Genomic DNA, 12,514 nt, shown 5'->3' with positions numbered 1-12,514 from the left:
ACTGAGGTAGCTTTTCAATTAAAATCCGCATAAAGCAAAATTTTGTTCCAATAACCAAAGCTATTTGAAAGATTACTCCTATTCTATCATTAGAATATAGTCAGTAAAAGTCTTGGTAAGAGGTAAAAGCTCTATTCTATTTGTTAAATTCAGTATTCGCATTTAAACAATGAGAAATTTGCATCGTTACTAATTTTGTATGAAAGTAAAATTCAAGAAGATTAAAAGTGACAAAATAAAAGATAGTTTTCTCACTGCTTTAAAAGAGTATGAGGACTTGCATGATTATTCTATTACGCTATATCAAAAAAGAGTAAAATCATCTACCATGCAGGCTCAGCCTATTATATCTTTGAAAAATATTTTTAGTGGGGTGAAGCGATATAGAATAAAATTAGGTGTTTTTGTAAGCAGCAGTGAAAATTTAAAAATGGAAGATGTTCCAGAAGAAGTGATGACCGGTTGGTTCGCTCATGAATTAGGTCATTTGGTGGATTATCTCTCCTACTCCAATTTAGGTATGATAAAATATGGCTTGAAATATATCTTCTCCAATTCATTTAAAATAAAAACAGAACATGAAGCTGATTATATAGCCATTAAAAGAGGTTTTAGAGAAGAGATTATTGCGACTAAGGAATGGGTTTTAAATCATGAACTCGTAAGCCAAGCTTATAAGGATAAACTTAATAAATACTATTTATCTATTGAGCAAGTTGTACTTTGTAATTTAAATGAGCCACCTTTTGTGCCAATTATTGAGAAGTAAAAAAAGCCCTCCAAAAGGAGAGCTTTTCAACTATACTGTATCTTAAAAATAGAGATTATTTATCTTCATAATATTGGCTTGGCCAAACATCATTACTTCCATTTACATCTGGGAGAATTTTATCAGGATCAATTTCTATTTTTTCAACTTCCTTACTTCCAGAAGTCAACAAATGATTCCATGAATTTCCTCTTTGCCATATTTCTACAGGCAATTCTACCATCTCATCTGTTCCATCTGTATAGGTAACTTTCATTTTAACAGGCATTGGAACTTCACCTTTATTAGCTAAAACCAATAAATAACTTCCTTGGTAAGGATAAACTCCATCTAACGCAATATCAATATTTCCATTTCCATAAAACCAAGTTTTCCAGAACCATGATAAGCTCTCACCAGAAACATTTTCCATCGTATTAAAGAAGTCTCCAGGAGTTGGGTGCTTGTAAGCCCATCTTTCAATATAAGCTGTAAAAGCATTATCAAATCTTTCATGACCTAAGATATATTCTCTTAGCATCAAAAGCCCCATTGCTGGCTTCATATAGGCAATCATTCCTAAATTTCTAGTATCAGCAACATCTGGATAGGTTGCTATTTTTTCTCTACTATCGCTTGTCAACCAACCTACATAGCTTCTGGTTTCATCCAAATCATCTGCAAATTCTCCATCATTAAATTCCTCTGAAGAATAGAAATTGATAAAAGTATTGAAACCTTCATCCATCCAAGCATATAATCTTTCATTACTACCTACAATCATAGGAAACCAGTTATGACCAAATTCATGATCCGTTACTCCCCATAATGATTTGTTCTTTGATTGGTATCCACAGAAGTTCAATCCTGGATATTCCATTCCTCCAATATCAGCTGCCACATTCACCGCATTAGGATAAGGATATTCGAACCATTTGTTGGAATAATGCTCAACTGATGCCTTAGAATATTCAGTTGATCGTCCATAACCATCTTCTCCATCACTTTCTTTTGGATAAGCAGATTGAGCCATAGCCTTTTTACCGCTCGGTAAATCTATTTTAGCTGCATCCCAGATAAATGCTGGTGATGAACCCCAAGCTACATCTCTAGCATTTTCTATCTTGAATTTCCAAGTTAAATTTCCTGATTGCTTTGGTCTTGTTTTAGAAGGATCTCCTACTTCATCAGCCGTAATAATATGAACAGTTTCATCGCTATTCGCAGCTTTAGCCATTCTGTTTTGTTGCTCAGCTGTCAATACATCTTTTGGATTTAATAACTCTCCTGAACCTACTACAATATGATCATAAGGAACTGTCACATTATATTCAAAATCTCCATAATCTAAATAAAACTCACCTGCGCCTAAGTATGGCTCCGTATTCCAGCCTCTTACATCATCAAAAACCACCATTTTAGGATACCATTGTGCCATAGCGAAAATTGTCCCGTCATCTACTTTCAACTGCCCCATTCTATCCATTCCTTTTACAGGAATTTTGTATTCGAAATTCATGCTAATAGTAGCCGTTCCACCTTTTGCTTCAATTGGTTCATCAAAGAAAACCTGCATTCTTGTATCAGTAATAATATGCTCGCTTGAAGGATTACCTCTTCTTCCGCTTACTGCCTTTAAATTCGTGATATTATAACCACCATCCATATCACCAACATATCGGTTTCCTTGGATTGGCGTGGTCAAAGTACCTCTTGAAGTTTCTGTGAAGCGATTTTGCTCAAGGTGCAACCATACAAATTCTAATTTCTCTGGACTGTTGTTGGTATAATTAATAGTAATGCTACCTCTTAACATCTCATTTTCTTCATCCAAGGTAACGTCAATTTTATAATCAGCACTGTTCTGCCAATAATTGTGTCCTGGTTTTCCAGAGGCAGATCTAAATTCATTTCCACTTCTGTCGCCAAAAAATTTAAATAAATCCTGGTTGTTTTCTTGAGGTTCCTGTGCAAATAGGCTGCTCATAACGCCTAAAAACATCAAAACCGATAGTTTTAATACTCTCATATATTTCATTTATGGTTTATATTCAATAAAACACGAAATTAATATAATTTTATTGTCATACACAGTTTTGTTTGATGAATGAATAAATAGGTGATGAGGTGTTGAAGTTTAGAAGTATAGTTGCGTAATTAGTAAATATTAGGCCAGTCGATAATACTAAATAAGTTAAAAGAAATGCATATTTATCCTATGGGTCAATAACCAAAATAAAATAAATCCATCCAAGAAAATATATGCAACCAATTCACTACCTTTCTGCACACTAAACAACGTTGATATCCAATGGCATTAAATTCTATTATCCTCTTAGTTGCCATTCTGGTCGGAATATGGCTCTTCTTATTTATATTCCCCATCAATATTTGGATAACCGCCATTTTTTCTGGAGTTAGAATCAATTTATTGGAATTGGTATTTATGCGATTTCGGAAAGTGCCACCTGTATTAATCGCAAACGCAATGATTAACGCCACAAAAGCAGGTATTTTAGATGTTACTACAGAAGAAATGGAAACGCATTATTTAGCTAATGGAAATTTACCCAATGTTATAAAAGCATTGATTGTAGCAGATAAAGCGAATTTACAATTATCATTCAAACAAGCTACTGCTATTGATTTGGCAGGAAGAGACGTATTACAAGCTGTTCAAGTATCCGTTACACCTTATATGATTGTAGTGCCAGCCATCACTGGTGTTTCCTTAGATGGCATTCAATTAATAGCTGAGGCAAGAGTAACCGTTAGAACCAATTTGGGCAGATTAGTGGGTGGAGCAGGTGAAGAAACTATAAAAGCTCGAGTAGGTCAAGGAGTTATCTCTTGTATAGGAACAGCCAAAACATATTATGAGGTTTTGGAGAATCCTGAAAGTATTTCGAAAAAAGTATTGGCCGATGGTTTAGATGCTGGAACCGCTTTTGAAATCTTATCTATAGACATAGCAGATATTGATATCGGAAAAAATATTGGGGCATTCCTTCAAATTGATCAGGCTTCTGCAGATTTAAATATCGCCAAAGCCAAAGCAGAAAAACGCAGAGCTATGGCCGTTGCATTGGAGCAGGAAATGTCCGCACGTGTGCAAAAAGCAAAAGCTACTGTTATTCAAGCTGAAGCAGAGATTCCTGTGGCACTTTCAGGTGCTTTTAGGTCTGGAAGGGTTTATTAAGTTAGAAGGTGGGAGTCAGAAGCTAGAAGTAGGAAGCTTGATTTGGGAAGTTGCTGGATGATTTGCGTTCTTAGGTCAGTACCGAAGGTCAGACCGATAATAGCAAGAAGCTGGAAGTTAGAAGTTAGATGTTTGTCCATCCCTATATAGCATTGAACGTTTTGATCAAACATTCATTTCATAATTCCTTTAGACTTAAAAACTATACTTAAGCTGACATTTTATTTCCTCCTTTAATCTCCTAAATTGCCATAAAAAGAGCAATATGGTTTCAGGAACACACAATGCCGTTGAAGACCCACGCAATAAGGATATTAAAATTTTTATTAATGGTGAATTATTTCCTCGAGCAGAGGCTAAAATATCAGTTTTTGATAGTGGCTATCTTGTAGGCGATGGAATTTGGGAAGCTTTCCGAGTTCATAAGGGCAAAATGCTATTTGTTGACCAGCACCTTGATCGAATGTGGCAATCAGCCAAAGTAATAGGATTACAATTACCTTTTAGTAAAGAGGATTTATTACAAATGGTACAAAAGACCTTAGATGCAAACAATATGAGTGATCATATTCATGCGAGGGTAATGGTTACAAGAGGTTTCAAAAAAACACCCTCGCAAGATCCAAGACTCACTATTTCAGGTCCTAATGTAGTGATTATTGCAGAACATAAAATAGCTTCAGAAGAAACCAAAAATAAAGGAATAAGCCTTTTTACCTCTACCATTAGAAGAGGCTCTCCTGACTATTTAGACCCACGGCTTAATTGCCATAGTAAATTACATGAAGTTCAAGCACTTATACAGGCACTGGAAGCTGGAGCAGATGAAGCACTTATGTTGGATGTTCATGGATTTGTTGCTACATGTAATGCTACCAATTTCTTTATGGTAAAAGGTGATGAAGTTTGGACCTCCACAGGTCAATACTGTATGAATGGCATTACCAGAGGAAATGTAATTAAAGTTTGTAAAGAGAATAACATCACCTGCAAGGAAAAAAACTTCTCCCTTTTTGATGTTTATGGAGCAGACGAATGTTTTGTTACGGGTACTTTTGGTGGTCTGACCCCAGTTATTAAGATAGATGGAAGAACTATTGGTGATGGAAATCCAGGTACTAAAACCGATAAATTAAGTACACTTTATAAAAGTTTAATTGATACTGAAATTAACGCCAAATGATTGAATCAGTAAAACGAATTTCGCTTTGGTCTGGTCCCCGAAATATCTCAACAGCATTAATGTATTCCTTTGCACAAAGGAAAGACACCAAGGTCTTTGATGAGCCTTTGTATGGCTATTATCTTAAGAATTCTAATGCAGCGGAATACCATCCGGGAGCTGATGAAATTATGGCAAGCATGGAAAACGATGGTGATAAAGTGGTCAATATGATGCTAAATTATTCCGAAAAGCCTGTCCTATTTTTTAAGAATATGACACATCATTTACTAACAAGTCTCGAAAAGAATTTTATGAAATCAATGGTAAATGTTATTCTTACCCGTGATCCTGTAGAAATGCTTCCTTCTTTTGCGGAAGTAATTGAAAACCCTTCCATGCAAGATGTAGGATATAAAATGCATTTGGACATAGTAGAAAAATTGCAAAGCATGAATTTACCAGTGATAGTGGTTGATTCTAAATCCATATTACTTAATCCCGAAAAACAGCTGAATAAATTATGTGAGGCTATTGGAATTCCTTTTGACACAGCAATGCTGAATTGGGAAAAAGGAGCAATGTCTGAAGATGGTGTTTGGGCTAAATATTGGTACAATAGCATTCACAACTCCACTAGTTTTATGCCATACCGTCCCAAAACAAAACCTTTTCCTGAGAAATTGAAGCCCTTATTAGAGGAATGTCAGCCTTATTACGAGAAATTAAGAAAAATAGCTCTTTAAATAGGCTCTTCTTGATTAATACTACAAACTTTCAAAACCAAGTAATATAAGCTCGAAGAGGGCGGGCAGGAGGACAAAAAGGCGGGCCAGCGTTGGCATGTAGCGATGCAGCATCTTTTTGTCTTGATTTTTTCTTTCTTTTTGATCAAGCAAAAAGGAAAAGTAGAAACTGTTAAATATAATTTTGGATAAAAATCTATATTTAATATTTGAAACCTCATGTTTTCTGTAAATCATAGCTTATGAGGATTTAGATATAATGAAAATTAGAGTTTCATTTAAACTTTTAAGAGAACCCTAAATATTGAAAAAAGGAATTAATAAAACCTAACGGAACAATCAGGATGCTCTTCTTTGAAATTATTAAGACTAAAATCAAAGATTCTGGTATTATAACAAATGAATTGTTCAAGATTTGTTAACATATCTAATTTACCAATCCATCGGACTTGAGTGCTTGATATATCGAGATATTTTAAGCCAATTAAAGTTCCAATTCCCTTTAGATTCTTCACTTTAGTTCCTGCCAAGCTTAAATACTCAAGATCTTGCATTTCTTCCAATGGTTTTAAATCATCAACTGCAGTAAAATTCAATATCAATTTTTCCAACTGATAAAGTTGATTTAAGGGTTGTAAATCTTCAATGGGACTTTCTTTTATACTTAATATCTTGATATCCTTAATTGCAGATATACTTTCTAAATTTTCAAGCCCTACCCTTTCCAAATATAATTCTTCCAAAAACACAAACTGTGATAATGGATCTAAACTATTAATGGGCTCATCCATTATCACAATAGAATTTATCGCGGTTAAATCATGAAGTTCTTTATAGGTCGGTATGCTGCTTAAGGGGAATTGTAGTTTGAAAATTGATTGCCAAGTATCATCTAAATCAGTCCACCAAGCATCGATACCTTCTTTATCATAAACAACACTGCATTCCGTAGCTTTTTGAGAAAGAAATTTTCTTACCGCCTCTTTTTGAATTCCGCTTTTATCGACATTCAATTCGTTCAAACTATTCATCTTGCTTAACTGCAAAAACTGCTCTTCTGAAAGTTGATTTTGAGCTAAATTAAGCTTTTTCAATTTTTTCAGTCTCAAAATTGATGTTATTGAATTCAATTCAATATTCTGTGCTTCCAAAACACTTAAAGAATTCAAGCTTTCGATAGGAGACAAACTTTTAATTTGATTATTGGATATAGACAAATAACGCAATCGGGAGAATTTCACCAATGGATTTAATTCATTTAATCCATTATTATTAAGATTTAAGCTATCTTTCAATAAAAGTTTAGTCAATTGCTCTTTTTCAGGATTATCTCTTACTCTTCCCTCTAAATAAACAGAAAGTGCATCCTTCCAATCCATATTTAAATTAGTCCACCATTCTGATAATTCCTCTGAATTAACAACCAATAATTTACCAGGATTGGCATCTATAAACTCATTGATTTCCTGCTCGCTCACAAAAGTGTTATCAGCATAAATTTTCTCCAAGCTCTCTAAATTTTCCAGAGGTTCTAAACTTTCAACTTGGGTGTTATTAATGTTCAGTGATTTTAGATTTTTATAATCTTCAAGCGGACTTAAGTCAGAAATAAAGGCAAATGAAATATCCAGCATTTTCAAAGTCTCAGGGCTCATTTTATTAGTCAACTTTGACAAATTACTTCTCGCCATATTGAGTTCTTCCAACTTATTCAGTTCTGAAAACACTTCTGGATTATTAAAGAAAGTCTCACTTAAATCAAGCTTTATAAGGTTTTTAAAATTACTCAAAACCTCAAATTCCCTAATATCAGCTCCATTCAATTTTAATTCCTCTAAAGCATTCAGGTTCTCCAATTCATTAATTTTTTGAACTGGTGTGAATGAAATATCTAAATGCTCCATGTTTTCAGCATAGCGCAGGAAGCTCAAATCTTCTATGGCGGTGTGTGATATATCTAAATGTTTCAATTCGGTCAAACTGCTTAATGGGGAAATGTCTTCAATTTTAGTATGGCTAAGATTTACATATCTCAAATCCACCAAAAAGCTTAAGGGTGCTAGGCTGACAATATAATTGTTGTTAGATAAATTAAGAGAATCAATTGATGCAATTATATTTAATTGATTGATTTCAACACTATCCTCTGTTATCTGGATTTCCTTTCGGAAAATATCCTTCCAACCTAAGGAAAGGTTATTCCACCATTCTATTATGGCTTCATCTCGGCTCACTTTAGTGGTATAAATACTTGCAATCTGAAGTTCGTCTTTTTCCTTATCCAAATTAATTTCCACAAATCGAGTTTTGGTATTCAGAATGGACTCCCCTTCTATTCCTTTAGCTTTTAAAGTTCTATTCAGCTCTACCTTGAAGGACAATCCGCCATTATCTCTCAAAAAGGGTTCTGTTGATTTAATATCAAAATCAAACTTGGCATTCTGAAAAAAGAATTCAATATCTTTTAAATAAGCCGTTACATCTTTATTAATCAAGACATTACGATTCTCCGTTAAATCATCTTCAATTTGAACTTTACTATCTCTGAAAATTTTCAAATAGCTTTCACGAATTATGACATCCTTATCTCTATGGCTAGCATCTTTACTTCCCAAAGTATTAAGCAAATATTCTAAGAAACGGACTTGGTCTTGGGCTTTAGATTTATAGGATTCAATTTCTTGCTTTTCAAATCCTTCAATATCCTGAGCGGAAACATTAAAATTGAGCACAAAAAACAAGCTTAAAAGAATTAAAAGGAAATTATTTCGCTTCATAGATAAATGCTTTCAATTGTGGAATGTCTTCTTTTTTAATAGGGATCAAATCTGAAATCAACCAACCGCTATTATATCCTTTGCGGTTGTATTCTGCAATTTGAAAATACCATCCTTCACATTGGAAGAAATGAAATTTTGAGCCTGTAACTGTTTTAAATTGAATTTGCTTTGAAGCCATTTCATATAAAAAAATAGACAAAGGGTCTACTTCAAAATCATCAGCTGTGAAATCAACAGCATTTTCCTGTCTTAAGGATTTATGCAAATTCATAAAATCTAATTCATGGCTCATTGGATGTAAAAATGGCTTTTCTTCACTTTCATCCTTTTCAAAGAATTGTTGATAATAACTGGAAGAAACTTGTTCTAATACCCACTCATAGCCTTTTCCCTCCTCTTGAATTTTAAAGAACAACAAAATGTTTTCTTCTTGTCCATTTCTTGAGAAAACGGCATTTACTTCAGCAAACCAGCCCTCTTCATGGAAATCTAGAAATTTGGGGTTGCGTTTATCGGTTACATCATATATGAATGATTTTTTCTGCTCAGATGGGATACTTTCATTTTCCCTGTCAAAAAGCAAGGTGATATAATTTTTTCGCAAGGAAACTTCCCTGAATTCTTTATCACCTTCATAAAAACGCCTTCCTTTCTGGTCTTCTTCTCCATTAAATCGTCTAAAGAATTGATTTACCTGCTTGGTAGAAGCATATAATTCAGATTCATCACGAGTACTTCCATCTTCCTGCACAATTTGTGCAGGAAGCATGAAAGGTAAGCATATCAATAAATTAATTAAAAGGATTCGTATCATGAAGAAGTTTCCGTAACACGAATATCACCCAACATCACATCCCAAAATTCGATAGTTCTACCTGAAATCTGAGTTTTCTTTTTCTCTACATAAATAGTGATGTCTTTTTTAGTAGTGTCTTTGTAATTTAGTCCATCATCAGAAGTTCCTTCAAAACGCTGATAAACGGTTACAACTCCAACATATTTACCGTCAGGTTGCTTTTCCAAATCACTGATATAATGAATATCGTACCAACTGATCTTTACATTATCGTAATTTAAAGCCATCAAACGTTCGAAGTATTTTCTTACTTTGTAGTATTCTACTTCTTCAGTAGTTAAGGAAGAAACACCCATTTCGCTATCTGGAGCAAATAATTCTTCTGCTCTATCCATCACCCTATTGGCTTCAGAATAAGCAGTTTCTTTGTCTCCAATTATGCTGATATATTTACTCAAATCCCTTACTTTTTCTAAAGCTAAAGAATCAATGGCTTGTTTTCTTTGTGGTGAAACATCATCCGTTTGAGCCATGGCACCCAATGAGAAGCTCATCAAAAGAGCTGTAATAGCTATATATTTTAAATTTAATATCTTCATTTCTTTATAGTTTATGTGATTTCAATAAATTATTTGCGAATCAATTCGAGTTCAGTAATTCTACCTCTATCATTGGTTTTCACCTTATAAATATTATTGAGGTTTTTGCCTTGATCTTTCAAATAATTCATATAATCCATAATATTGGTTGGCTCATCATAATCTTTGGTTCCGTCTGTGGATTCATTAATGATAATCAAAACGGGAACATCTGGAGAGGCAAACATTGATTTCGCTTCATTGATATTACTATTTGCTCTTGCCGTATTGCCTGAAGAATTAGCAATAGCATTAAAATAATTATCCAGTCTATTCGATAACTCTCCTTCAGAAATTTCAGTGTCTGCAGTTTTTGAAGCTTCTGGAGATTCTAAGTCAACCGTAGTGTCATCAGGTCTTTCTTGTTGTTCTTCAGTAGCATCTGCATCATTTGATGCATCCGCCATTTTTTTACTACTCTTACAAGCAAATAGGCCAGCACTTAAGATCAAACACAAGGCAGTTAGCCTAAAAATAGATTTCAATTTGTTCATTTCATACAATTGTTTAGTACATGACTACTAACGTAATTTTGATATAAAGTTATATTTATCGATAAAAATAATTGTTTTATCGAAAGAAATGGGTGGCTAATAGTTTTCTATATCAATTTCTGTCTTAATAGCAATAACCAAAATGGACAAACGGGAAAAAATGTGCGCCAACTGTGACCAAAATTTAATGATCTCACTTTCATTTTTTTTGTAAATAACTCCCGCCCAAAGCCCACCACTCTCAATGAATATCCTTACCTTTGCGCTCTGATTGAAAAAATGCTATGATTAATACCAGTAATTTAACCCTCCAATTCGGAAAAAGAGTCTTATTTGATGAAGTAAACATCAAATTCACGCAAGGAAACTGCTATGGCGTAATTGGTGCCAATGGAGCAGGAAAATCTACTTTCCTAAAAATCCTTTCAGGTGAAATAAACCCTACCAAAGGTAATGTAAGCCTAGATGCAGGCAAAAGAATGGCTGTGCTAAAGCAGAACCATAATGAGTTTAACGAACACACTGTTTTGAACACGGTTATGATGGGTCACGATAAATTGTGGAACAACATCAAAGCCAAAGAAGAATTGTATAGCAAACCTGATTTCTCTGAAGCTGACGGTATTAAAGTATCTGAATTAGAAGAAGAATTTGCTGAAATGGACGGCTGGAATGCTGAGTCTGATGCTGCCGCCCTATTGAGCGGTTTGGGCATTGAAGAAGAGCACCATTATAAATTATTGAAAGACGTGGATGGTAATTATAGAGTTCGTGTCCTTTTGGCACAAGCTTTATTCGGTAATCCAGATGTCTTGATTCTGGATGAGCCTACCAACGATTTGGATATCTATACCATCGCTTGGTTGGAAGATTTCCTTTTAGAATTCAAAAATACAGTAATCGTAGTTTCTCACGATAGACACTTTTTGGATACGGTTTGTACACACATCGTGGATATTGATTTCAGCCAAATCAGTATGTATTCTGGAAACTACTCTTTCTGGTATGAATCAAGCCAATTGGCGCTGAGCCAAAAATCGTCTGCTAACAAAAAAGCAGAGGAGAAAAAGAAAGAATTACAAGAGTTTATTGCCCGATTTAGTGCGAATGCATCTAAATCAAAGCAAGCAACCAGTAGAAGAAAATTATTAGATAAAATCAATGTAGAAGATATCAAACCTTCTACACGTAGATATCCTGCCATTATCTTTAATCAAAATAGAGAAGCTGGAGATCAGATATTACAAATTGAAAAGCTTAACAAGGCTGTTGAAGGCAAAACCTTGATTAGGGATTTGGATTTATTTGTAAATAAAGGCGATAAAATATCCATTTTGAGTAAAAATAGTTTGGCTACCACTGCCCTATTTGAAATCTTGAATGGCAATATGCAAGCGGACTCAGGTAGCTTTAAATTCGGCCAAACTATCACAACTTCTTATTTACCCAACCACAATGATGAGTTTTTCCAAGGAAAAGAAAACTTAATCGACTGGTTAAGAAACTATTCTGATGAAAAAGATGAGGTTTACATCCGTGGATTCTTAGGTAAAATGCTTTTCACTGGAGAAGAAACTTTCAAATCAGTAAATGTATTATCTGGAGGAGAAAAAGTAAGATGTATGGTGTCTAAAATGATGTTGACCGGTGGAAACTTGTTGATGTTAGACGAGCCTACCAACCACTTAGATTTGGAATCTATTCAGGCATTTAATAATGGCTTGAAGGATTTTCCTGGTACTGTTATTTTCACCTCTCATGACCATGAGTTTACGAACACAGTTGCTAACAGAATTTTGGAGCTTACGCCAAATGGCAATATCGACAGTTTGAAAACTTACGACCAATATATGGATGATGATAGGATTCAGGCTCAGAGAGAAGAATTATACGGTAAGGTGAAGGCTTAATAAAATTCCAATTATTATTTTAACATTGTATTAAATTATTT

At 34.2% G+C, this 12,514-nt stretch carries 10 protein-coding genes; 5 read left to right on the top strand and 5 right to left on the bottom strand.

From position 1 onward, the window contains the following. Nucleotides 1-199 precede the first annotated feature (199 nt). Complete coding sequence (locus QYS49_RS11565; protein ID WP_308347411.1) at nucleotides 200-769, top strand: hypothetical protein; 570 nt, start codon at nucleotides 200-202, stop codon at nucleotides 767-769. Between the two features lie 55 nt (nucleotides 770-824). Here the strand turns inward: QYS49_RS11565 and QYS49_RS11560 are convergent, their stop codons facing one another. After that, complete coding sequence (locus QYS49_RS11560) at nucleotides 825-2,786, bottom strand: M1 family metallopeptidase (protein WP_308347409.1); 1,962 nt, start codon at nucleotides 2,784-2,786, stop codon at nucleotides 825-827. A gap of 273 nt (nucleotides 2,787-3,059) precedes the next feature. Here QYS49_RS11560 and floA point away from each other — a divergent pair, with 273 nt between their 5' ends. From floA to QYS49_RS11545, 3 genes are all read left to right on the top strand, one after another. Beyond that, nucleotides 3,060-3,947 (top strand): flotillin-like protein FloA, encoded by an 888-nt coding sequence (gene floA / locus QYS49_RS11555; protein WP_308347407.1) that lies wholly within the window; start codon nucleotides 3,060-3,062, stop codon nucleotides 3,945-3,947. A 265-nt stretch (nucleotides 3,948-4,212) separates the two neighbouring features. After that, nucleotides 4,213-5,130: an aminotransferase class IV gene (locus QYS49_RS11550; RefSeq protein WP_308347406.1), complete on the top strand. Its 918-nt coding sequence runs from the start codon at nucleotides 4,213-4,215 to the stop codon at nucleotides 5,128-5,130. Continuing rightward, entirely contained in the window at nucleotides 5,127-5,855 is a 729-nt protein-coding gene (locus QYS49_RS11545) for a sulfotransferase-like domain-containing protein (RefSeq protein ID WP_308347404.1), read from the top strand. The genes QYS49_RS11550 and QYS49_RS11545 overlap by 4 nt, the downstream gene beginning before the upstream one ends. A gap of 317 nt (nucleotides 5,856-6,172) precedes the next feature. Here QYS49_RS11545 and QYS49_RS11540 read toward each other — a convergent pair whose 3' ends face one another. From QYS49_RS11540 to QYS49_RS11525, 4 genes are all read right to left on the bottom strand, one after another. Beyond that, the gene (locus QYS49_RS11540; RefSeq protein ID WP_308347402.1) at nucleotides 6,173-8,632 is read right to left on the bottom strand and encodes a leucine-rich repeat domain-containing protein; all 2,460 of its coding nucleotides are present in this window, start codon (nucleotides 8,630-8,632) and stop codon (nucleotides 6,173-6,175) included. Further along, on the bottom strand, nucleotides 8,619-9,449 hold the full coding sequence (locus tag QYS49_RS11535) for a hypothetical protein (RefSeq protein ID WP_308347400.1): 831 nt from the start codon (nucleotides 9,447-9,449) through the stop codon (nucleotides 8,619-8,621). Before QYS49_RS11535 ends, QYS49_RS11540 begins: the two co-directional genes overlap by 14 nt. Continuing rightward, nucleotides 9,446-9,985, bottom strand: a complete 540-nt coding sequence (locus tag QYS49_RS11530; protein ID WP_372587677.1) for a hypothetical protein — start codon at nucleotides 9,983-9,985, stop codon at nucleotides 9,446-9,448. Before QYS49_RS11530 ends, QYS49_RS11535 begins: the two co-directional genes overlap by 4 nt. Before the next feature lie 74 nt (nucleotides 9,986-10,059). Continuing rightward, the gene (locus QYS49_RS11525) at nucleotides 10,060-10,563 is read right to left on the bottom strand and encodes a nucleoid-structuring protein H-NS (protein ID WP_308347397.1); all 504 of its coding nucleotides are present in this window, start codon (nucleotides 10,561-10,563) and stop codon (nucleotides 10,060-10,062) included. Nucleotides 10,564-10,847: 284 nt separating this feature from the next. Here QYS49_RS11525 and QYS49_RS11520 point away from each other — a divergent pair, with 284 nt between their 5' ends. Beyond that, nucleotides 10,848-12,473, top strand: a complete 1,626-nt coding sequence (locus QYS49_RS11520) for an ABC-F family ATP-binding cassette domain-containing protein (protein ID WP_308347396.1) — start codon at nucleotides 10,848-10,850, stop codon at nucleotides 12,471-12,473. Nucleotides 12,474-12,514 lie beyond the last annotated feature (41 nt).

This window comes from Marivirga salinae, from assembly GCF_030503855.1.
Classification (GTDB): Bacteria; Bacteroidota; Bacteroidia; order Cytophagales; family Cyclobacteriaceae; genus Marivirga; species Marivirga salinarum.
This window is presented reverse-complemented; position numbering and strand designations above follow the sequence as displayed.

Bases quoted from the DNA above. Each gene is read 5' to 3' on its own strand.
- QYS49_RS11545 (WP_308347404.1), top strand. From the start codon at position 5,127: ATGATTGAATCAGTAAAACGAATTTCGCTTTGGTCTGGTCCCCGAAAT.
- floA (WP_308347407.1), top strand. From the start codon at position 3,060: ATGGCATTAAATTCTATTATCCTCTTAGTTGCCATTCTGGTCGGAATA.
- QYS49_RS11525 (WP_308347397.1), bottom strand. From the start codon at position 10,563: ATGAACAAATTGAAATCTATTTTTAGGCTAACTGCCTTGTGTTTGATC.
- QYS49_RS11520 (WP_308347396.1), top strand. From the start codon at position 10,848: ATGATTAATACCAGTAATTTAACCCTCCAATTCGGAAAAAGAGTCTTA.
- QYS49_RS11565 (WP_308347411.1), top strand. From the start codon at position 200: ATGAAAGTAAAATTCAAGAAGATTAAAAGTGACAAAATAAAAGATAGT.
- QYS49_RS11530 (WP_372587677.1), bottom strand. From the start codon at position 9,985: ATGAGCTTCTCATTGGGTGCCATGGCTCAAACGGATGATGTTTCACCA.
- QYS49_RS11535 (WP_308347400.1), bottom strand. From the start codon at position 9,449: ATGATACGAATCCTTTTAATTAATTTATTGATATGCTTACCTTTCATG.
- QYS49_RS11540 (WP_308347402.1), bottom strand. From the start codon at position 8,632: ATGAAGCGAAATAATTTCCTTTTAATTCTTTTAAGCTTGTTTTTTGTG.
- QYS49_RS11560 (WP_308347409.1), bottom strand. From the start codon at position 2,786: ATGAAATATATGAGAGTATTAAAACTATCGGTTTTGATGTTTTTAGGC.
- QYS49_RS11550 (WP_308347406.1), top strand. From the start codon at position 4,213: ATGGTTTCAGGAACACACAATGCCGTTGAAGACCCACGCAATAAGGAT.